Here is a 20636-nt window from a genome sequence, read left to right as displayed (position 1 = left end):
GCGCTAGAAATCGTAACGGACGCTGAGGCTATATTGGCGTGGCGGACCATAGAAGCCAATCAGCGTGCCGACCGCCGGGATGTTGTAGCCGGTGGTGCGGTATTCCTTGTCGGCCAGGTTGGTGCCCTGCAGCGAGAAGGTCCACGCATCATCCAGGCGCCAGATGACGCCGGCATTGACCAGGCCGTAACCCTGCTGGCGGATCACCGGGCTCAGATCGGTGGTCGGCCACACTTCGCTCTGGTAGCTGTAGCTCACCCGTGCCGAAAGGTTGCTGCCATTGGCCAGCTCGGTACGGTACTCCACGTTGAACGCTCCGGAGAATTCCGGCGCATTGGTGAACTTCATCTGCTTGGCCACATTGACGCCACGGTCCATGTACTCGTCGTACTTGGTGTCCAGCCAGGCCAGGTTGCCGGAGATCAGCCAGTGCTGGCTGGGCAGGTACTGGTATTCAACTTCAAGGCCCTTGACCGTGCCCGCGCCGGCATTGGTGAAATCACCGAAGAAGGAATCGTCGATGCCATCGCCATTGGTATCCAGGCCGGTGAACACCGACAACTGGATGTCCTTGTACTTGTTGTAGAAGGCCGACAGATTGAGGAACAGGCGCTGGTCGAGGAAGGCCATCTTGCTGCCGACCTCGTAGCTGTCCACGGTCTCGTCGTCGAACGGCTCGGCCGAGCGCGGCACCGCCACGGCGTTGGCGCGGATGTTGTAACCGCCTGACTTGAAGCCACGCGTGGCCAGACCGTAGACCATGATGTCCGGGGTGATCTGGTAGTCCAGCGAGACCTTGGGCGAGACGTTCTTGAAGTTGGTCTTCTTGTCGAAGTCCGCGGTCACCGCCACCGGCCGGCTGAAGCCCGGGTCGGCGTAGAGGCGGTTCAACACGATCGCGCGCTTGTCCTCATCGGTGTAGCGGGCACCGACATCGAGCTTCAGCTTGCTGGTCAGGTCGAAGGTCCAGTCCGCGTACAGCGCGATACTGTCGGTCAAGACCTTGCCCTGGTTGTCGGCGAACTGCGCACTGAAGTAGTTGTTCTGGATCTGGCCGCCCGCCTCGCCACTGAACTGATACAGGCCGACCACGCCGCGCACGCGGCCGCCGGCGTCGTAGTTCAACTGCACTTCGTTGCTGACCTGGTCGTCATGATAGGTGCCACCCACGTCGGCCAGCTTGACCGGCGTGGTATCGAAGTCGATGTTGGCTTCGCTGTCCGATTCGCGTTTGGCGACCACGTACTTCAGCGCAATGTCCTCGTTCGGTCGCCAGTTCACCGTGGCCGAGGCACCCTTGCTCTCCACGTTGTTGAGGTTGCGCATGCCCGAGCGTATGTCATAGCGGCTGTCCATCGGCGGGTACGCGCGCAGGAACGGATTGGGCGCCAGCATCTTCGAACCGCGCATGCCGGACTGATCGTCGATCCAGTCCAGTGCGAACTGCACGTCGAAGTCATCGCCCGCGTACGCGCCCAGGTTCAGGCGTGCCGCGTTGATCTGCTTGTCACTGACCGGCTGGCCATTGAAGGTGTTCTCGCCGAAGCCGTCGTGGTTCATGCTGGCCACCGCCACACGGGCGCGCAGGCCACTGTCGGTGCCGCCAATCGGGCCGCCGATGGCCGCCTTCGCATCCAGCTGGCTGTAGTTGCCCACGGTGATCTGGGCGAAGCCCTCGGTCTGGGTCGGCAGGCCGCGCGAGATGTACTTGATCGCACCGCCGATGGTGTTCTTGCCGTAGAGCGTGCCCTGCGGGCCACGCAGCACCTCGATGCGCGAGACATCGAACACATCCAGCAGCGCACCCTGCGGACGCGCGATGTAGACGTCATCCAGGTAGATGCCCACGCCCGGATCGGCGCCCCAGGTGGGATCGGACTGGCCGATGCCGCGGATGTAGGCGGTGACCGTGCTGCTGGCACCACGGGCGGCGTAGATGGTCAGGTTGGGGACCTGTGCATCGAGGTCGCTGATGTCCTGGACATTCATCTTGTCCAGCGCCTCGGAGGTAAATGCGGTGACGGCAACCGGCACCTCCTGCAGGGTCTCCTCGCGTTTGCGCGCGGTGACCTTGATGCTGTCCAGGTTGGTCGGCGAAGCGGATCTGCCTGCCGTCGGCGCGTCCTGTGCCAGTACCGGCCCTGTGGCCAGCAGCGCGCCGATCATGAGACTCAAACAATTCCGTTTCATTCGGTCCTCCCCCAGGCATGAGCGTGCGGATGGCCCATTGCCACCCCTGCAGCCAAGGCTAGCGGTGCCATCGGCGAGCAGCGAGTGGACCTAGGTCCAGTCGGCAGCGGCCCGTGGATGCGGATACTGGGCGCGCCCCCAGCCGGAAGCGGTCCCCGGTACTACTTCATCCACGACTCACTGACGAGGATCTGGCCATGAAATCCGGAATCGATTCGATCAAGGTGTTACTGCTGATGTTGTGCAGCTGGCTGGCGATGGCGGGCAGCGCGGTTGCCGCTGGCCCGGCCGGGCATTGGGATATCGGCCTGTACGGCAATCTGTTCGGCGCCCGCGAGTACCAGGTATGGGTGCCGGCCGGCTATGACGACAGCCAGCCGCTGCCGCTGCTGTTGGTGCTGCATGGCTGCGTGACCGGGCCGAACCTGATGGGCGAGGCGTCCGGCTTCAATGACGTTGCCGACAGCGAAGGGTTCATCGTGGTCTACCCCCGGCAGAACGTCACCTCCAACCCGGCCCGCTGCTGGAACTGGCAGTTGCCGATCAACCAGGCCCGCGACAGCGGCGAAGCGTCGATCCTGGCCGGCATCGTGGACAAGGTGAAGGCGGGCTACAGCGTGGATCCGCATCGCGTCTATGTCACCGGCATTTCCGCGGGCGGTGCGATGACCTCGATCATGCTGGCCTGCTATTCGGATATGTTCGCTGCCGGCGCCATCCATTCCGGTGGCATGTTCAAGGGGGCGACCACGATTTCCGGCAGCGCCTATGCGTTGCTGGCCGGCAGCATCTATTCCCCGGACAGCAATGGCCGGCTGGCGTGGCAGTGTTCGGGTTCGCCGTCGCCGCGACCGCTGCCGGTGCTGGTGTTCCATGGCAGCGCCGATCTCACCGTCAATCCGGTGAACGGCCAGCAGGCCGTGCGCCAGTTCCTGCAGACCAATGATCTGGCCGACGACGGCCTGGACAACGACTCGGTGAAGTACGTGCCGACCAGCACCTATCACGGCCAGGTGCCGGGTGGACGTGCGTATACGGTGGATACCTACGCCTACGGTGGCAGGACGCTGGTGCAGCACCATGTGGTGCAGGGCATGGGCCATGCGTGGAGCGGCAGCCAGTCCGGCCTGCCGTTCACCGACCCGAAGGGGCCGGATGCCACGCTGATCACCTGGCTGTTCCTGAAGGACTACCAGCGCTGAGGGGAGGGGCAATCCTTGCCGGTGCGGGAGCCACGCGCTCCCGCATCCGTCAACGTGGCTCCTGCGGCCGCTGATCGTCGGCATCCGATGTCCGCTGCCGAGTGCCTCGTTCCGCCAGGAAGCGCTTGGGTGGTGCACCCACGGTCTTGCGAAACATGGTTACGAATGCCCCGGCGCTGTCATAGCCCAGGTGGTCCGCAACGGCCTGTACTGTCCTGCCTTTGGCCAGCAGCGGCAGTGCCACCACCACGTGCAGCTGCCTGCGCCAGCGCCTTACGCTTAAACCGGTTTCTCCAGAGAACAGGCGCGACATGTTGCGCTCGCTCATTCCAATCCGGCTCGCCCAGACTTCAAGCGTTGCCCGTTCGGCTGGCGTGTCCAGCATTGCGTTGGCCAGCCGGCGCAACCTTGCATCGGATGGCATGGGCAGATGGAGCCACTCCGGTGGCGCGGCGATCAGCTCATCCAGGAACACGGCCATCAGGCGGTCCTGCGCGCTGCCGGGCTCGTAGTGCTGGGGAAGGGCGGACGCGCGCTCCAGCAGGGCCTGCATGAAGGGAGTGATCGCCATCGCAGCGCACTGCGTCGGCAGCCCCGGCACGACGCCGGATTCCACGAACACCACGAAGCCATGCGGCCGTCCACTGCTGCTGGCCCGATGGGACAGGCCACCGGGAATCCAGATCGCGCCCTGTGGCGGAACCACCCATAGTCCGGCTGCGGTCTCCAGCATGATCAAGCCACGCGTGGCAACCAGCAGCTGCGCCTTCCGATGCGCATGGAAGGGCATCTGCCAGGCATCTGGAATGGGGTCCAGCCCAAGCACCATCACCGGAAGATCGACACGGTCCGGGTAGTCGGGCCCAACCTCGCTCAGCCCTGCAATCGAAATCTCCACGCTGGTACCTACGCCCCAAAGCCACGCCGGGCAGCACGGTAGCGCTTACTCGTCATCGCGTGCCGATCCCGGTTCGCGCCTGTGCCAGACACAGATCAGCCCCATCAGGACATGGATGATGGGTGGATCCGTCCTTCCTGCTTCGGCAGCCAGTGCTTTCTCGCTCACGTTGGCATCCTCTCTGTTCGAGGACCGGTAGCGTAGGTGGCAAGCCGAAGGGCGTCATTCGACAGTTCCGCCAGGTGATTCACCAATCCGGCCATATCCTCAGCCGGGCCAGGCAATCACCACGTGGGCGCGAGCTACAAGGCCGGAACCGTGATCCTCTGCAGGTCGAGCTTGGCCCTCAGAGCGTAGTGCTTGCGGGTGACCGGAACGACGCAGGTCAGGCGGGGATCGACATAGTCCCGGAACAGCGGCGGCCGTGGAGAAGACAGGTAGAACCCGCGATCCTGCTTGACCGCTGCCGGCAGCAGAATCTCGCTGAGGTCGCTGTCGGAGGCATCGGTGACGAGGCAGGGCGCATGGCGGAACCCGAGCCGGCGCAGCAGGTACAGGCGATGGGAGCCATTGGTCAGCACCAGGCGCTTGCCAAACCGGGTGGCGCTGATCAGGTTGTCACTGAAACCAAGATAGATGACGACGGCGTGGCTGGCCGCGCCGAACGGTTCGTAATCGGTGATGGCAGCCGGATCGAGGGTCGCCACGTCGAGGAAACGCAGGTCGTTCGAGGTGGACGCGAAGGTGTAGCTGCCATCGGACTGGGTGAAGCGTACTTCCGGATGTGCATGGCTGCCGCTGCGGGCGACAAGCTGCATGACCTCCTGCGCGGTGGGCGAGGAGGTCAGGGATGCCGCCAACTGGTCGATGTGACGCAGGTTGATGCACTCCTGGAAGATCACCAGTCGATCGATATCGACCATCTGCCAACTGCGCGGCAGAACACTCGTCATGCGGTGCATCGAGGGTTGCCGCAGCGCCTGCTCAGCCAGCGGCAGCATCTCATCCGGCAACGCATGGACATTGATGGCATCTGCCTCACCGGCGTCTTCCTGCTGCAGCCTCAGCACCGCGGCACGAGCCGTCCGCCAGTCCTCCACCAGCGCAGCCTCGTCGAGGCGTCCCGGTGGGCAGCGCTCCCGTACGAAGCGGATGAACTTCGGCAGGGGAAACATCCCCTTCAGCAGAAGTGTGGGATCCAGCCCGTCATCACTGATCTCGGTGTTCATCCCTCTTGCCTCTCATGGGTCGCATCGACAGCGGGCGGGCGGCGTCATTCGTCACGCCAAAATAATATGTTATAGCGTAACATTTCAGTGCCTTGGCGGCAATCGCCCTGCAATGTAGTGGCGATGGTGGCTTGGCTGCTCCGTATCCGATGCAGCGCGGTTCAACGCAATGCGTGGGTACATCCACTGACGATAGGAGATGTTCATGAACGAGCTGATTGAGCTGGGTGTAGTGGCAGGACAGCAGAACCCTGAGGATCAGGGTGTGGGTGGCGAACTGATCGAGCTGGGCTCGGTCGTTTCGGAAACGAAGGCGCACAACCACGGCACGTTGTGGGATGGCGTGTTCCCGACCACGTCGCCCTGATCCACTGCGCAATGTCGCATCTGCGGTGCATGCCCTGCATGCACCGCTTCTCCGGTTCCGGCGCAGGAGCACATGATGGAGCAGGCTGTTGCCCCGTACTTCCTCTCAAAGCACGCGCACGTCTGTGTCACCGGCGATGCCATGGTGATACTGGACCAGGCCACGGGAAAGTATCTTTCCCTTGAAAAACGCGGCGCCGCAGGCCTTGGCAATCTCGTTCTCGATTGGCCCCTGCGGTCCGAAGATGCAAGCGCCCCCAGGCTTCTGCAGGCCCTGATCGACCGCCGCCTGATCACTGCGGATCCGCAGCAGGGGAAATCCGCCGCCAGCCCCGCCATTGCGCTGCCACGGCACTGGGTGCGCGAGGGCGAGCCGCGGGGCCGTCCTCCGATCAATGCGCGCGACCTCCGCCGATTCATTGCCTCGTGCGCCTATGCCGTCTGCAGCAGAACATTCCTTCCTTTCAGTACCACGGTGTCGGCCGTGCGCCGTCGGGCGGATCGCGGCCACAGCAGGCCGGTGAGCGCTGAAGAACTGGCCTTGCGCGTGCGGGTGTTCGACTGGCTTCGACCCCTGGCATTCCGGAAGACCGATGAATGCTTTCTCTACTGCCTGGCGATGCGCGGGTTCCTGTCGAACTACGGCATCGTTCCGGCCTGGGTGTTCGCGGTCAGAACCCAGCCGTTCGCCGCGCACTGCTGGCTGCAGCACGGCGATCAGGTGTTGACCGACATTCCCTTCAACCTGCGCCGGATGGTTCCCATCCTGGTGCTGTAACGAAACCTGCCATGTACCGATACATCGCCGTGCTCTGGAACACCCACTCGGAATCCGCGACGGCGCAGGCGGAACGGATCGTGGAAAGGATCGGCGCCCGGCTGCCCGGCATCGCCTGCGTGCTGAACGACAACGGCGCGGTGATCCACGTGCAGAGCGACAACCACGGCTATTTCGAATGCAATCGCTCGAACGCGCTGGTGGTACTGGGCAAGCTGTTTCACAAGATGTTCGGCGAAGGCACCGTGCCTGGCCGCGTGAACCTGGATGCCGCATCAGCACACGCCGCATGCAGCAGCCAGGGCCGCAGCATCATCGAACAGTACTGGGGTCGCTACGTGGCGTTCGGCTTCCAGCAGGAAACAAGGAGCTGGTTCGTCCTGCGCGATCCCACTGCGGAGATCCCGTGCTACCTGACCACGGTGGGCCAGCTGACGTTGGTCTTCTCCAACATGGAAGACTGCCTGATGCTGGGCCTGCGCGATTTCAGCGTCGACTGGTCCTTCCTTTCGTACTCGCTGCTGTACCCGTTTCGTGATGGACTGCAGACCGGCTTCAAGGAGGTCACGGCGATAGAAGCGGGCGAAGCGGTTTCAATCCGCGATGGTGAGCCGGTGGGCCGGCACTGCCAGTGGGACGTGGTGCGTCTGGCCCGCGACGCGCCGATCGAGGATCTTCAGGAAGCCGTGTCGCTGGCGCGTTCCACGCTGCTGGGCTGCATCGGTGCACTGGCCAGCCAGCACCGGCGCATCCAACTGCAGCTGTCGGGCGGGCTGGATTCCTCGATCATCCTGGCCGGCCTGTTGCAGGCGCCATCGGCGCCCGAGGTGGCGTGTGTCCATCACTACGATGATGGCATTGGCGCCGACGAACGGCTGTTTGCGCGGATGGCGGTGCAAGGGGCCAGTGATTCTTCGGGCAGGCGTTGCGAATACATCGAGTACCGAAGGCAGCCTCACTGCGCGCTGGAAGAGATCATGACCTTCCCGCGCACGGCCCGGCCGGCGCATTGTTCCGGCTATCTTCTCCACCGCCGTGACGTCGCCTTCGACGGTGACACCGTGCAGTTCACCGGTGTCGGCGGTGATGCGGTGTTCCTGCGTTTCAAGGGCAACGCCGCTGCGATCGACTATGCCTGGCGACGCGGCATCGACCGCGCGTTCTTCGGCGTGGCCTTCGAAACCGCGCAATCCGGCGACTCACTGTACGGCGTACTGAGGGATGCAGTCGTGCACGGCCTGCTGAAGCGGCCGGGCATCATCAATGGTCGCTGGGGCAAGCCCTGCCCGTGGGTGCGGGTGGACCTGTCCGAACAGGACAGTCTGCAGCCGGCCTGGTTGCGGCATGCGCAGGCGCAGGGCCATCGAGTATCACCCTACAAGCTGGCCCATATCGGCCGGATGGTATTCCCGACCAGCGTCCTTGATCCGTTTGAAGGCGCCGGCCACTGGCATGGCGTATCGCCGATCAGTGCGCAGCCGCTTGTCGAACTGTTCGCGCGCATTCCGCTGCACCTGCTCATCGCGGACGCGGAAGACCGCACCATCGCGCGGCGTGCAATGAAAGGCCTGTTGCCGGAGGTGCTGCTGTCGCGGAAGGTGAAATCCTATCTGGATGATCACTCGGTGGCCGTCACCCAGGGGCACCAGCAGTTCATCAGGAATCTACTGGTTGACGGCATGCTGGCCAGGCGCGGCTATCTCGACAGCGCGCTGGCCGATGCGGGCATCCAGCAGGTCGGCCCGGACCACTCGTCGCAGGTGCTCGGCATCTTCGGCCCGCAGATCAACATCGAAGCGTGGCTGCGGCGCTGGTCCGGCCAGCATGGCACGCAGGCGGCCGCAGTGGCCTAGGCGCTGCGGCTCATTTCTTCCAGGTACAGGCTCTCAAGATCGTTCGCGGTGATCGTGCTGGCATCCAGCGTCCTGCGCAGGCGGCCGGCCCGCATCAGGCCGATGGTGGTCGCCACTTCCCGGGCGCGGAACAGATCGTGGGTGGCCATCAGGATCGCCGTGCCGCGATCGCGCTGCCGCACGATCAGCTCGTGGAACTCGGCCGACGCCGTTGGGTCCAGGCCCGAGGTGGGCTCATCCAGCAACAGGGCGCTGGCTTCCTTGGCGATGGCCAGTGCGATGCCGACCTTCTGCCGCATGCCCTTGGAATAGAGGCCCACGCGTCGCCCGAATGCGTCGGTTGCCAGGCCGGCGGACCTGAGTGCGTCCTTCAGCCGTGCAGGCGAGCGTTCCTCGACACCGGCCAGGCGCGCGAAGTAATCCAGATTCTCGTAGCCGGTCAGCTCGTCGTACAGCGCCACGGTCTCGGGGATGTACAACAGCCGCCGGCGTACCTCCTGCGGTTGCTGGTGCGCACTGAGACCGTCCACTTCGGCCGCACCCGAGGTGGGTTTCAGAAAGCCAAGGAACAGCTTGATGGTGGTCGACTTTCCGGCGCCGTTGGCGCCCAGCAGGCAGAATATCTCGCCCGGCTTCACCTCGAAACTGACGTCATCCAGCGCCCGATGTGCACTGTGTTCCATGACCAGGCTTTTTGCAGACAGCATGTGGACGTCTCCTCAGGGCATTTCCAGTCGACTGCGCAGCGCTCCGGCCGCAAGCAGGACAAGCAGGGTGGCGATGATCAAGGCAGCAAGATCGGCCAGGACACCGGGCCGGGCGGTGCCCGCGGGCTCGCGGTACTGGAAGCGGGGCAGTGCGTCGTACTCTTCAAGGGTCTGCGGCGCGTCACGGTCCAGATAGCTCTTGTGCAACAGCCGTCGTGCCTGCCAGAAGTCGTGGACCTGGTGCTGGAAGTCGAGCGCGCGGTCGGCATCCGAGCCTGCGATGCGGTCGAGTGCGTCCTGCGTCGCCACAGCCGGCAGCAGCAGCCGCACCTTGTCCAGAACCTGGCGATGTGCGGCCTCGGCCTGCGCATGCGAGGCCATCAGGCGTTCCAGTTCCCGGTCAGCTGCAACCCGATCGGCGTAGGCTTGGCGCACAGTGTCGGAGATGACGGGGGACGGCGAATTCACTGGCGCCGACGTCGCATGCTCGCGCTGCTGGCGCTTGGCGATATCTGACTGCATCGCTTTTACTTCGGTGGCGAACTGCATCTGTGACGGCGGCGGCGCGATCAGGTTCACCGTGGCCAGGGTCAGCGACGGCGCCATGACCACGATCAGCAGCCACAGCGCGCCGGCGGCGATGGCCGCCTCGGTGGTGCGCCGGGCAACGCAGCCGATCAGCAGTGCCAGGGCCAGCCAGAAGGCGCCGTAGAGGAGGACGGTCAGTGCCAGCATGGCCAGGCCTGCAGGACTGCGCGCGCCGGCCCCGATCGTCACCGCCAGAAGGATGGCCAGTGCGGGCAGCAGCACCACCAGGCCACGGGCCAGCACCTTGACCACCAGCAGGCGCGTTGCCGACACCGGCTGCGACAGCACCAGCGCCGCGATGCCGCGCTCGCGCTCACGGGACCACAGATCGTGGGTGGCCACGAGAATGACCAGCGGCAGCAGGAAGACGATCACGAAGGCCAGGTCGAACCGTCCCGCAGCCCGTGCCGCTGGATTGCCGATGTCGGCCCAGACGTGCTTGAGCAGCTGGGTCGGATCACCCAGCGCGACCACATCGGCGGTGTAGGGGTAGGCGTCTGCCTGGCCGATCGACAGCGGTGCCATGGCGGCGGGCGCAAGCACCGGCTGGGCGCGGGGCAGCACCGAGGGCGCCTTGCCGACGAATGCCCGGCTGCGTTCCTTCGTCTGTTGTTCTTCCTGCTTGATCAGGGCGATGGCCGCCTCGCGCTGGTCCACCCATGCGCGGCCGTTCCACGCGGCGTAGGCACCCAGCCCGAGCAGCAGGACAAGCAGCACCGGCAGCGCTCGATCACGCAGCAATCGGCGGATCTCGTAGCGTGCAATCGACACACCGCTCATGGCGATCTCCCCAGCTTCCGTGCAGAGATGAGCACCACCACGCAGCCCAGCATCAGCCAGGCCAGCAGAATGACGAGATTGCCGCGCTGCGCGATAGCAGTGCCGGCCAGGGTCTGTTGCGGCGGCCGGTACTCCACTGAACGGGTGATGCCGGCGATGTCGGCCACGTGCTTCCCGCCCTGCGGTGCCTTGTGCAGTTTCACTTCCTGGTTCAGTGCCTGGATCAACCGATAACGGTAGTCCTCCACGCCGCGCAGGAACGCCAGATGCGCCGGGAAATCCGTGCCGGCGAAGGCGCGCGACCAGGACTGCAGCGCCAGCGTCGGCGAGGCAAAGGCAAACAGGCGCTGGGTGGCGTCCTGCTGCTGGTAGGTGGCATGCAGGCGATCGAAATGACGGTTGTAGACGCGCGTCGAGTTGGCCTCGGCAAACTCCAGCGCCACGCCACGGAAGTTCAGCGGCAGGTCGTCAACGCTGTCGACCCGGTAGCGCGCCATCAACGCCGCGCGCAGGGCATCAAGGCGTTTGTCGGCCGGGTCATGGCCATCCGCGCCGTTCTCCGCTTCCTCGGTCACGCCGGTCCGGAATGCCGGTGCCGAAGGAGTCGGGTACATGGATTCGGCAACCGCAGGCGCGACCCTCGGCAGCAGCAGTGTGGACACCACCCAGAAGCCCAGCAGCACGACCAGTGACGTCCGTGCCGAGCCGGCAAGAGCCGACACCCCCACGGTAAGTGCACAGAACACCAGCAGATAGAGCAGGTAGGCGGCCGCCAGTGCGAGCAGGGCGGCAAGATCCGCGGTGTCGCCATACTGGACGGACAGGCCCGGAAGACTGATCAGCAGCATGGTCAGCACCAGCAGCAGCGAGGCGGTCGCCAGGGCAATCAAGCGCCCGCTGATCAGCACGCCGGCCGAGGCACCGGTGCCGAGCTCCTGGCGCAGCGTCTCGCGGGCCACATCGCCGGACAGTGTGGCGAACCCGGCCAGGACGATCAGCAGCGGCGCCACCACCTGCAGCGCCCACGCCGCAGAGAAACCCTCGAAGCGGCTGAGTGCAGTGCCACCATCCACGGCACGGTGCCGGGCCGGGTTCTGTGCGTGGCCTTCGATGAACACCGAGGTTCCCAGGTAGTCCGTCAGCCCCGGGTCCAGTGCAGCCAGTGGCCGCACAGGGGCAGCAATGGCACGCCCCACATGTGCGGCGCTATGCGGGTCGATCGTGCCCTGGCTGTTCCAGAGCCGCGCCTCTTCCTCGCTCATTGCCTGCCGCTCCTGCGCCTGCAGGGTCAGGCGTGCGGCACCACTGAGCACCGATGCTCCCGCAATCAGCAACAGGGCAAGGGCGAGCCAGAGCACGCGCCGCTCGCGCCACATCAGCGTGAGCTGGGTTGCCGCAACAGCAAACGCCTGCTGGATGGCCATGACGGACCGGGACAAGGCAGGGGCTTCGGCACGCATGGCGGCTTACCAGCGGTGCGTCAGCGTCATGGACAGGAAGCGACCCAGCGCTGTTGCATTGGTGGGGTCATAGCCGGTGTTGATGCTGTTGACGATGAACGGCGGATCCCGGTCGAACAGGTTCTGCACGTTGAAAGCAAGCGATGTGCCACGCTGCGGATCTGCCGATGGGCCGAAGTGATAGGCGAGATTCAGATCGACGGTCGTCCAGGAGCTGACGTGCGGCCGGGAGACATTGGCAGGGTCGCGATAACTGTCCACGTAGTTCACGAAGAGCCCGCCCGCTGCCTGCTGCCGGCTGAGTGTGATGCCGCCGCGCATCTTGAGATCGACGGGGTAGTACACCGCGTTCACCGCATCCACCTCGGGCGATGTACTGGTCACGCGCCGCTTCGATTCGATGATGTACTGCCCGGCCAGGTTCATCGCGATGTGGGTCTGGCCGGCGTCGAAGCCATAGGATCCGCTGAAGTCGACACCACGCTGCCGGGTAAAGGCGTTGTTGCGGAAGCGGTTGTCGAGGATCACCTGGCTGTTGGTTTCGTCCGTGCCTGGCTGCAACGCATACGGCCCCACGCGCGAGACGAACAGTCCCAGGCCAGACACGCCCAGCTGGCGCGCCTGCTGGATCTGCTGTTGCGTGGGATTGGTGGTCAGGATGTCTGCGTAAGGTGCGGTGGACTGCTGGAACAGCGACGGGAAGCTGCTGCCGAAACCACTGCCGATGCGGTCGGCGTATTCGATGTGGTAGTAGTTCGCGTCGATCTTGAGGCCGGGCACGGACGGTGGCGCGAACGAGAAACCACCGGTCCAGGTCTTGGCACGCTCAGGGCCCAGATCCGGGTTGCCATTGGAGAGCATCATCAGGATGGTGTTGCCATTGGCTGCGCTCGGGTTGGGCACATTCGCCACCACCACGGTGTTGTTCAACTGCATGTCCTGGTACACCGGCGCCCGGTAGGAACGGCCATAACTGGTGCGGAACGACAGCCCCTGGGTCGTCTCCCACAGCAGGCCGAATTTCGGGTTCAACGTGGAGCCGAAATCGCTGTAGTCGTCGTAGCGTGCTGCCGCGGTCAGGGACAGGCTGCGCACGCCCGGCAGTTCCTTCAGCAGCGGAACGTTGAGCTCGGCAAAGGCGGACTTCACGGTGCGCTGCAGGTCGAGGGGCTTTTCCAGGCCGCGGTGATCGATCAGTTCGTAGCCGTCGCGGCGGTAGCCAGCGCCGAATGCCGCACGAACCCCACCGGCGGGCAGGCTGAACAGCTCGCCGTCGGCGACCAGGTCCAGGTAACGCGATTCGGAGTTGGTATTGGTGGGTGGCGCGGTACTGGCCGAACTGCCGGTGATGGTGGTGCGCTGGTAGGACACATCGCTCCTGCCGAACCCGGAATCCAGGCGCGCCTGCCACCCGCGCGGAAGATCCAGGGTGAGTCCGGCGAACAGGTCGAACTGCCGCGTGTGCGGGAACAGGCGGGTTTCGTCGGCGGTGCCGGAAATGGTGGTGTCCATTTCGCGCTTGGCGAACGAGCCGGTCACGTTCAGGGTCAGCACATCGCTGAGCTGCTGCACGCCGTCCACATACAGGCTGTGGCGCTTGGATCCCGGGTAGAGGTCGTACGGTTTGACCCGCACGTTCTTCGAGAAATCCTTGTCCACCGCCGGCAGGTTGCTCTGCTTCAGGAACTCGTAGCTGGCCAGCAAATGACCGCCATTCCATGACCAGCCTGCCGACTGCGATGCCTGGTACTCCTCCATGCTGCCGGCGGTGACGGCGCCGTAGCGCACAGCAGTCTTGTAACCGGTGAAGTCGCGGCGCAGGATGATGTTGACCACGCCGCCGACCGCATCGGTGCCGTAGATGGCCGAGGCACCATCGGTGAGGATCTCCACACGCTCGACGGCACTGAGCGGAATCAGGGAGATATCCACGTACTGGTAGCGGTTCGATGAGGTCACGCGATGGCCGTTGATCAGGGTCAACGTGGTGCCGGTTCCCAGCCCGCGCAGGTTGAGGGCAGTGCCCTGGCCGAAGTTGTTGCCGGTATCGCGGTCGACGCCGAGATTGGCGACGTTGGCGCCATTGGCGCCACCGCCGAAGTTCTGTGGCAGCTTTTCGAACAGCTGCTGCACGGTGGCCACGCCAGTACGGTCGATGGCCTCCTTGTCGATCACGATGACCGGCGACGCACCGCCGCCAACGGCATCGCGGATGTTGCTGCCGACAACCAGCACCTTGTCCAGGGTGGCGGTCCGCGCCTCGGGCGGTGTGCCTGGCGCTTGCGAGCCACGGTCATTGTCGTGGTTCTGGGCCAGTGCGGGCAGGCTGGCCAGCAAGGCCGCGGTGATGCTGATCGCCAGGCGCGCGCGCGCCATGGCAGTGGATGCGTTCGTCATTCCCCGGTCCATCGATCTCATTGGAGTGTGGCCTGCGGCAGGGTCACGCCGCCTCTGAATGGCGATGTTATATCATAGCATTCAAGCGAGCGACGGAGACGGGCCGAGCCCATGCTGGAACGAGGCCGATGATGAAGAACGCCGTTCCGCCCCCTGTGGCGGAAATCCTGGGCGCGTACTGGAAGACGGATCGTCGGCTGTTGCTGCTGATCGCCGGCAGTGTCGTGCTGTCCAGCCTGGCGAGTGTTGCGGCGCCCTATCTCTTCTCGCGCTTGATCGACCGCCTGCCCAGCGATGGGGTGGACGCTCTGGCAGGCGGCTTCCTCCTGTACGCCGTCATGCTCGGCGCAGGCAGCGTCCTGCAGAACACCGTGCAGTACCTGTCGTTCCTCAGCGGCGAGAACCTCGGCTTCATCACCAGCACCCGCTACTTCGCCCGCCTGCTGAAGAAGACCAACAGTTTCTTCCTGGATCACAATGCAGCCGAGCTGCAGGTGGCAGGTGAGAAAGGCCGTGGCGCGCTGAAGATCGTGGTGCAGCTGGGGCTGGTGGCCTTCATACCCAGCGCACTGCAGATTGTGCTGACCCTGGTCACGCTGGGCGCGCTGATCAACCTGCAGGTGGTGCTGATCGTGCTGGTCTACGGCACGGTGGCTGTCACCGTTTCCGCGATTGCCACCCGGCGTGCCCGGATCCATCGCGAAGCCGCGGTCGAGGCCGGGCAGCAGAACGCCCGCTTCGTTGGCAATGCCATGAACGCCATGGAGACGCTGCGGCAGTTCGGCGGCAGCACCTGGATGGTGCAGCGCTTCGAGCAGAAGGCCCAGAGCGTGCGCGACAGTTGGCGTGCCTATGTACTGCAGCGCATCGGCTTCATCGCGCTGCTGGGCATCGGCCTGGCGGTCGAGTTCGTTGTCACTTTCCACCTGTTGCTGCCGCGCTACCAGAGCGGTGCGCTCAGCATCGGCGACATCGTCCTGTTCAATCTGCTGCTGCTGCAGCTCAACATGCCATTCGAGATGATCGCCCGTTCGATCGACGACGTCGCGCGCTCCTGGAGCATGATGGGCCCGCTTTCAACCCTCTGGGCCGCGCCGGAGGAGCAGCAGGTGGCCGATGCCCAGCGCTTCGCCGGGGCAAGTGGCCATCTGGAGTTCCAGCAGGTCAGCCATCGCTATGGCAACGGGCGAGGGGTGAGCAACGTGTCCTTCAGGGTGGAGCGGGGCAGCATCAACTTCCTGATGGGACCGACCGGGGCAGGGAAGTCGACCCTGCTCAAGCTGGCCCTGAAGTCGATCGATCCCCAGCATGGCCGGATCCTGGTCGATGGTGTTGACCTGTCCCGGATCGACCGTGCTGCGTGGCATGCTGCTGTCGCGGTGGTTCCGCAGGATGTCATCCTGCTCAACGAAAGCCTGGCCGACAACATCCTGCTCGGGCGTGCGCGCGATCACCACCGGCTGTGGCATGCCGCAGGCAAGGCCGCGATCCTGCCGTTGATCGAAGCACTGCCCGAGGGCCTTGGAACCACGGTGGGCGAGCGCGGCCTGAAGTTGTCCGGCGGTGAACGCCAGCGCATCGCGATCGCCCGTGCACTGTATGGCGAGCCGGGCATCCTGTTCCTGGACGAGGCAAGCTCTGCGCTGGATGAGGCCACCGAGCGCGAGATCATGGACCACATCCGCGCACTGGCGAATGACGTAACCGTAGTGGCCATCACCCATCGGCGCGGCATCGTGAGCTCGGCCGACCGGGTGATTGAACTGGACAGTGATCGCTGAGCGGCTTGGTCATGGCGACCGAGCCACGCCTGACCTAGAGCAGCAACAACGCCCCGACCAGCGCTGGCGGCATCACCAGGGCACCGACGCGCAGGAAGTCGAGCGCGCTGACATGCTCGCCCTCGCGGCGCAGTGCCACCAGCCACAGCATCGTGGCCAATGAGCCGGTCACCGACAGGTTGGGGCCCAGGTCCACGCCGACCAGCAATGCGGCGCGGGTCTGCGCCGGCAGGTCGGCCATCTGGCCCAGCGAGCCTGCGGCCAAGCCGACCGGCAGATTATTGGCCACGTTGCTCAGCAGTGCGGCCACACCACCGGCCAGCCAGCTGGCCTGGTGTGGGGAGGCTTGCGCCACGGCCTGCAGCGCGCTGGCCGCCGTATGGATGACACCGGTCTGGGCCACCGCCTCCACCAGAACGAACAGGCCGGCCACCAGCGGCAGTACGCCCCATGACACATGGCGCAGCAGCGGCAACGGACTGCGCCGCTGGCGCATCGCCACCACTGCCACACTCAGCGTGCCTGCGCAGAACGTGGCCAGGCCGAGTGGGCCGTTCAGTGCGGAGGTCACCAGCAGCACGGTGCCGGTGAACAACACGCCCAGTGCGCTGAGCCGGCCGCCTTCGGTCAACGGGCGATGCGCCGGCGCCGCCACCAGCGGCTGCGCGATCTCGCGCCGATGCACCCAGCGCAGCACCAGATAGGTGGCGCCGATCGCGGCCAGCGACGGCAGCGCGAACTGGGCCAGCCACTGCAACAGCGGCGGCATGTGCTGGCCGTACACCACCAGGTTGGCCGGGTTGGAAATGGGCAGTACGAAGCTGGCCGCATTGGCGACGAAAGCGCAGACGAACAGATAGGGCAGGGGGTTGGCGCGGGCGGCCTTGCAGGCGGCGTAGACCGCCGGGGTCAGCACCACCGCCGTGGCATCGTTGGAAAGGAGCACGGTCACCAGCGTGCCAACCAGGAACACCAGGTCGAACAGGCGCCGTCCCGAGCCACCCGCATGACGGACCGCGTACAACGCCAGCCAGTCGAACAGGCCTTCGCGCCGGGCCAGCTCGGCCAGTACCATCATGCCGACCAGGAACAGATAGACATCGCGCCCCTCGGCCACCGCGTGCCAGGTCGTGCCGAATGACACCGCTCCCAGCAGCGGAAGCAGAATGGCAGCTCCCAGGGCCCACACATACTCCGGAATGCGGAATGGCCGGAACAGCAGGCCGACGGTCGCCACGGCCACGGCCATCCAGATGAGGAAAGAGGAGTAGGAAGCGAGCATCGGGCGGAGTGTCTCAGCGGCGCCGACGCATACCTCAACGGCACGCGTCCGCTGCAATCACGGCAGTTCGGGAGGAGGCGGCATCATACTCCGTGAGCCGCACCCGAAACGTAGCGCCGCGCCCATGCTGGGCTGCTTGCCCTGCGCCCCTGGCGCGCACGCTCCGCGAACGTTTTCTTCGGGCGTTCTTCACCACCGTCCCGCATAGAGTGGGAACCACTCTATGCGTTGCGGTGGCATCAACGATGTTCGAATATCAGGACTGGACCTTCAACGCCAACGGTCGAACGTTGGTGGCCCGGGTGGAACTGGATGGCGACGGCGGCGGCACCATCAACCGCTACCGGCTGACCCCCGGGCCCGCACAGTCCGGACTGTGCATCAAGGTGGCCTCGCAGGCAGAAGCCGCCAAGAGGCTCGAAACCGAGGTGGAGAAGCTGCTTGGCCCAGAGTGGTGAACGGGGCTTCGCTGCGAGGGAGGCCTTGTGACGTTGTCACCACCAACCCGCAATCTCAGTCCGTGCGACGGCCAATCGTATTCTTCCGGCCATGCACTCCACCGCCAGCCCTCCCGGTTTCATGACGGACACCCGGCCCTCTGGCTGGGTGCAGAACGGTGAGCGCTGGAACCTGTGGTGGAACGGCCGCTGCGTGGCCAGCATCGTGCCGCATGCCGTATTCGGCGTCCGCTTGTTCCTGGATGCGCGAAAAACCTCCCAGACCAAGGTGGTGGCTGCCGCGAATGCGCGGCAGGCCAAGCGCTACGCCGAACGATGGTGCGCCGCCCGGCTCTGCCCGCAGTTGCGGCTGCGCGATGCGGTGGCGCGGCTGGTAGATACCGGTACTCCATCACCTCCGGCGCCCACGCGGGAACAGCGGCAGCAGGCCCGCCGCCTGGCTGAGGCCGGGTCGCGCGAGATGGGGCGGATCAAGGAGGCGTTGGCGCCGCGGCGCTCAGAGATGCTGGCCAAGCGTGAGGTGCCGGGGCGGGGTGGAGCCTGGCCGATACCAGCCCAGGCTCCGTCAACCCGACGGCCGGATGCGAGTGCGTTCCCGGCGAAGGCTATGCCGAAAGTTCTTCCCGCACGATCCTGGCCCCTTCGCTGAGTGCACGCAGCTTGCCCCGTGCCACGTCACGGGCCAGTGGCGCCATGCCGCAGTTGGTGCTCGGGTACAGCTTGTCGGCATCCACGAACTGCAGCGCCTTGCGCAGGGTGCTGGCCACTTCCTCCGCCGTCTCCACCGTGCTGGAGGCCACGTCGATGGCGCCCACCATCACCTTCTTGCCGCGCACCAGCTCGATCAGATCGATCGGCACGTGCGAGTTGTGGCATTCCAGCGAGATGATGTCGAGGTTGGAGGTCTGCAGCTTCGGGAACGACTCTTCGTACTGGCGCCATTCCGAGCCCAGCGTCTGCTTCCAGTCGGTGTTGGCCTTGATGCCGTAGCCGTAGCAGATGTGCACGGCGGTCTCGCACTTCAGTCCTTCGATCGCACGCTCCAGTGCGGCCACGCCCCAGTCGTTCACTTCGTCGAAGAACACGTTGAAGGCGGGCTCGTCGAACTGGATGATGTCCACGCCGGCGGCTTCCAGCTCCTTGGCTTCCTCGTTGAGGATCTTCGCGAATTCCCAGGCCAGCTTCTCACGGCTCTTGTAGTGCGCGTCGTACAGGGTGTCGATCATGGTCATCGGGCCGGGCAGCGCCCACTTGATCGGCTGCGTGGTCTGCCGGCGCAGGAACTTCGCATCCTCCACGAACACCGGCTTGGGGCGGCTCACGGCACCGACCACGGTCGGCACGCTGGCGTCGTAGCGGTTGCGGATGCGCACGGTTTCGCGCTTCTCGAAATCGACGCCGTCGAGGTGTTCGATGAAGGTGGTGACGAAGTGCTGCCGGGTCTGCTCACCGTCGCTGACGATATCGATGCCGGCGTGCTGCTGTTCCTGCAGGGACAGGCGCAGCGCGTCCTGCTTGCCTTCGGTCAGGCCTTCATCGTGCAGCTTCCAGGGCGACCAGAGTTTTTCGGGCTCTGCCAGCCAGGAGGGCTTGGGCAGGCTGCCGGCGGTGGAGGTGGGGAGCAGTTTCTTCGTCGACATTGCGTTCTGTGTCCTGGGGCGAATGGGAAATCGATGGATCAGCGGGCAGCCCACTGCTCAAGCACGGCGCGGTACGGCTTGATGAAGTGTTCTTCGGTGAACTTGCCCTGCTTGACCGCCAGCTGGCTGCGCTCTTCGCGGTCGTAGACGATGCGGGTGGAGGAGTAGTCCTGGTGCTTCAGGCTGGGCTGGTAGATCTTGCCGGCCACGGAGTTGGCGTTGTAGATCTCCGGGCGGTAGATCTTCTGGAACGCTTCCATCGTGCTGATGGTGCCGATCAGCTCCAGGTTCGAGTAGTCGCCCAGCAGGTCGCCCTGGAAATAGAACGCAAGCGGCGCCACGCTGCCCGGCGGCATGAAATAGCGCACCTGCAGGCCCATTTTGTCGAAGTACTGGTCAGTGGGTGAGAACTCGCCCTGGCGGTATTCCACGCCCAGGATCGGATGGTGGTTCTCGGTGCGGTGGTAGGTCTTGCTGCTGGAAACGCTGATGCAGATCACCGGCGCCTTGCTGAAATTGGCGCGGTAGGCCTCCGATTGCAGGAAGTGCTGGAACAGCTTGCCGTGAAGGTCACCGAAGCCTTCCGGAATGCCGAACGTGGCCTTGCCCTCGTTGCTGGCCGGCAGTACCACGCTGAAGTCGTAGTCACGCACATAGGACGAGAAGTTGTTGCCGACGATGCCCTCGGTGCGAGCGCCGGTACGCGTGTCGACGATGGTCGGGCGCAGCACTTCGATCAGCGGGAACGGATCGCTGCCGTCATCGCCATCGATGTGCATCTCCACCGAGATGATGTCCAGCTCAACGGCGTAGCGGTCCGCACTCGGGTTGTCCCAGTGCGCCAGGTCGTTGAAGCGGTTGTTGATCATGCTGATCGTGTTGCGCAGGTTCTCCTGCCGCGACGCGCCACGGGCCAGGTTGGCGAAGTTGGTGGTGATGCGCGTGCCGTCAGCGGGCTGGTAATCCTCGTTGAACGGGATGCGCGTGATGCTGAAGGTGAAGTTCTCGGTCGTCATGGGTGGCGTTC

The 20636-nt window shown here is 64.9% G+C and carries 17 protein-coding genes; 7 read left to right on the top strand and 10 right to left on the bottom strand.

Annotation, left to right across the window (positions count from 1 at the left end; all coding sequences use genetic code 11):
- Window positions 1-3 precede the first annotated feature (3 nt).
- Window positions 4-2166: a TonB-dependent receptor gene (locus tag V3B46_RS00405; protein WP_329891182.1), complete on the bottom strand. Its 2163-nt coding sequence runs from the start codon at window positions 2164-2166 to the stop codon at window positions 4-6.
- A 221-nt stretch (window positions 2167-2387) separates the two neighbouring features.
- Here V3B46_RS00405 and V3B46_RS00400 point away from each other — a divergent pair, with 221 nt between their 5' ends.
- The gene (locus V3B46_RS00400; RefSeq protein ID WP_329890791.1) at window positions 2388-3392 is read left to right on the top strand and encodes an extracellular catalytic domain type 1 short-chain-length polyhydroxyalkanoate depolymerase; all 1005 of its coding nucleotides are present in this window, start codon (window positions 2388-2390) and stop codon (window positions 3390-3392) included.
- Between the two features lie 49 nt (window positions 3393-3441).
- Here V3B46_RS00400 and V3B46_RS00395 read toward each other — a convergent pair whose 3' ends face one another.
- The gene (locus V3B46_RS00395) at window positions 3442-4125 is read right to left on the bottom strand and encodes an AraC family transcriptional regulator (protein ID WP_329890790.1); all 684 of its coding nucleotides are present in this window, start codon (window positions 4123-4125) and stop codon (window positions 3442-3444) included.
- 467 nt (window positions 4126-4592) lie between these two features.
- Window positions 4593-5519 carry a hypothetical protein gene (locus tag V3B46_RS00390; protein ID WP_329890789.1) on the bottom strand — a complete coding sequence of 309 codons (927 nt, stop codon included), beginning with the start codon at window positions 5517-5519 and terminating at the stop codon, window positions 4593-4595.
- 205 nt (window positions 5520-5724) lie between these two features.
- Between V3B46_RS00390 and V3B46_RS00385 the strand changes: the two genes are divergently transcribed.
- From V3B46_RS00385 to V3B46_RS00375, 3 genes are all read left to right on the top strand, one after another.
- Entirely contained in the window at window positions 5725-5886 is a 162-nt protein-coding gene (locus tag V3B46_RS00385; RefSeq protein ID WP_012511114.1) for a hypothetical protein, read from the top strand.
- A 72-nt stretch (window positions 5887-5958) separates the two neighbouring features.
- Entirely contained in the window at window positions 5959-6663 is a 705-nt protein-coding gene (locus V3B46_RS00380) for a lasso peptide biosynthesis B2 protein (protein ID WP_329890788.1), read from the top strand.
- 11 nt (window positions 6664-6674) lie between these two features.
- A complete protein-coding gene (locus tag V3B46_RS00375) occupies window positions 6675-8516 on the top strand; it encodes an asparagine synthase-related protein (protein ID WP_329890787.1) in 1842 nt (613 codons plus the stop codon).
- Here the strand turns inward: V3B46_RS00375 and V3B46_RS00370 are convergent.
- The 4 genes from V3B46_RS00370 to V3B46_RS00355 are packed head-to-tail and all read right to left on the bottom strand — an operon-like array spanning window position 8513 to window position 14448.
- Window positions 8513-9223 (bottom strand): ABC transporter ATP-binding protein, encoded by a 711-nt coding sequence (locus V3B46_RS00370; protein WP_329890786.1) that lies wholly within the window; start codon window positions 9221-9223, stop codon window positions 8513-8515. The two genes, V3B46_RS00375 and V3B46_RS00370, sit on opposite strands and share 4 nt — an antisense overlap.
- Window positions 9224-9235: 12 nt before the next feature.
- On the bottom strand, window positions 9236-10591 hold the full coding sequence (locus V3B46_RS00365; RefSeq protein ID WP_329890785.1) for an ABC transporter permease subunit: 1356 nt from the start codon (window positions 10589-10591) through the stop codon (window positions 9236-9238).
- On the bottom strand, window positions 10588-12030 hold the full coding sequence (locus V3B46_RS00360; protein ID WP_329890784.1) for a DUF3526 domain-containing protein: 1443 nt from the start codon (window positions 12028-12030) through the stop codon (window positions 10588-10590). Before V3B46_RS00360 ends, V3B46_RS00365 begins: the two co-directional genes overlap by 4 nt.
- A gap of 27 nt (window positions 12031-12057) precedes the next feature.
- Complete coding sequence (locus V3B46_RS00355; protein ID WP_329890783.1) at window positions 12058-14448, bottom strand: TonB-dependent receptor plug domain-containing protein; 2391 nt, start codon at window positions 14446-14448, stop codon at window positions 12058-12060.
- A 131-nt stretch (window positions 14449-14579) separates the two neighbouring features.
- Here V3B46_RS00355 and V3B46_RS00350 point away from each other — a divergent pair, with 131 nt between their 5' ends.
- A complete protein-coding gene (locus tag V3B46_RS00350) occupies window positions 14580-16229 on the top strand; it encodes an ABC transporter ATP-binding protein (protein ID WP_329890782.1) in 1650 nt (549 codons plus the stop codon).
- A 34-nt stretch (window positions 16230-16263) separates the two neighbouring features.
- Here the strand turns inward: V3B46_RS00350 and V3B46_RS00345 are convergent, their stop codons facing one another.
- Window positions 16264-17511, bottom strand: coding sequence for an arsenic transporter (locus V3B46_RS00345; RefSeq protein WP_329890781.1), 1248 nt, complete (start codon window positions 17509-17511; stop codon window positions 16264-16266).
- Between the two features lie 245 nt (window positions 17512-17756).
- Between V3B46_RS00345 and V3B46_RS00340 the strand changes: the two genes are divergently transcribed.
- Window positions 17757-17969 carry a hypothetical protein gene (locus tag V3B46_RS00340; RefSeq protein ID WP_088026017.1) on the top strand — a complete coding sequence of 71 codons (213 nt, stop codon included), beginning with the start codon at window positions 17757-17759 and terminating at the stop codon, window positions 17967-17969.
- A 91-nt stretch (window positions 17970-18060) separates the two neighbouring features.
- Window positions 18061-18618, top strand: a complete 558-nt coding sequence (locus V3B46_RS00335; RefSeq protein WP_329890780.1) for a hypothetical protein — start codon at window positions 18061-18063, stop codon at window positions 18616-18618.
- On the opposite strand, the gene V3B46_RS00330 is transcribed toward V3B46_RS00335, so the two are convergent.
- Window positions 18575-19609, bottom strand: coding sequence for a methionine synthase (locus V3B46_RS00330; RefSeq protein WP_329890779.1), 1035 nt, complete (start codon window positions 19607-19609; stop codon window positions 18575-18577). The genes V3B46_RS00335 and V3B46_RS00330 overlap by 44 nt on opposite strands.
- 38 nt (window positions 19610-19647) lie before the next feature.
- Window positions 19648-20625, bottom strand: coding sequence for a DUF1852 domain-containing protein (locus tag V3B46_RS00325; protein WP_329890778.1), 978 nt, complete (start codon window positions 20623-20625; stop codon window positions 19648-19650).
- Window positions 20626-20636 lie beyond the last annotated feature (11 nt).

It is taken from the genome of Stenotrophomonas sp. SMYL11, assembly GCF_036320005.1.
GTDB lineage: Bacteria > Pseudomonadota > Gammaproteobacteria > Xanthomonadales > Xanthomonadaceae > Stenotrophomonas > Stenotrophomonas maltophilia_A.
The sequence above is the reverse complement of the archived record's forward strand: the minus strand, read 5'-3'. Positions and strand labels throughout refer to the sequence as shown.

Excerpts from the sequence above, each read along its gene's own strand:
- V3B46_RS00405 (WP_329891182.1), bottom strand. The coding sequence starts at position 2,166 with ATGATCGGCGCGCTGCTGGCCACAGGGCCGGTACTGGCACAGGACGCG.
- V3B46_RS00400 (WP_329890791.1), top strand. The coding sequence starts at position 2,388 with ATGAAATCCGGAATCGATTCGATCAAGGTGTTACTGCTGATGTTGTGC.
- V3B46_RS00395 (WP_329890790.1), bottom strand. The coding sequence starts at position 4,125 with ATGCTGGAGACCGCAGCCGGACTATGGGTGGTTCCGCCACAGGGCGCG.
- V3B46_RS00390 (WP_329890789.1), bottom strand. The coding sequence starts at position 5,519 with ATGAACACCGAGATCAGTGATGACGGGCTGGATCCCACACTTCTGCTG.
- V3B46_RS00385 (WP_012511114.1), top strand. The coding sequence starts at position 5,725 with ATGAACGAGCTGATTGAGCTGGGTGTAGTGGCAGGACAGCAGAACCCT.
- V3B46_RS00380 (WP_329890788.1), top strand. The coding sequence starts at position 5,959 with ATGATGGAGCAGGCTGTTGCCCCGTACTTCCTCTCAAAGCACGCGCAC.
- V3B46_RS00375 (WP_329890787.1), top strand. The coding sequence starts at position 6,675 with ATGTACCGATACATCGCCGTGCTCTGGAACACCCACTCGGAATCCGCG.
- V3B46_RS00370 (WP_329890786.1), bottom strand. The coding sequence starts at position 9,223 with ATGCTGTCTGCAAAAAGCCTGGTCATGGAACACAGTGCACATCGGGCG.
- V3B46_RS00365 (WP_329890785.1), bottom strand. The coding sequence starts at position 10,591 with ATGAGCGGTGTGTCGATTGCACGCTACGAGATCCGCCGATTGCTGCGT.
- V3B46_RS00355 (WP_329890783.1), bottom strand. The coding sequence starts at position 14,448 with ATGACGAACGCATCCACTGCCATGGCGCGCGCGCGCCTGGCGATCAGC.
- V3B46_RS00350 (WP_329890782.1), top strand. The coding sequence starts at position 14,580 with ATGAAGAACGCCGTTCCGCCCCCTGTGGCGGAAATCCTGGGCGCGTAC.
- V3B46_RS00345 (WP_329890781.1), bottom strand. The coding sequence starts at position 17,511 with ATGCTCGCTTCCTACTCCTCTTTCCTCATCTGGATGGCCGTGGCCGTG.
- V3B46_RS00340 (WP_088026017.1), top strand. The coding sequence starts at position 17,757 with ATGTTCGAATATCAGGACTGGACCTTCAACGCCAACGGTCGAACGTTG.
- V3B46_RS00335 (WP_329890780.1), top strand. The coding sequence starts at position 18,061 with ATGCACTCCACCGCCAGCCCTCCCGGTTTCATGACGGACACCCGGCCC.
- V3B46_RS00330 (WP_329890779.1), bottom strand. The coding sequence starts at position 19,609 with ATGTCGACGAAGAAACTGCTCCCCACCTCCACCGCCGGCAGCCTGCCC.
- V3B46_RS00325 (WP_329890778.1), bottom strand. The coding sequence starts at position 20,625 with ATGACGACCGAGAACTTCACCTTCAGCATCACGCGCATCCCGTTCAAC.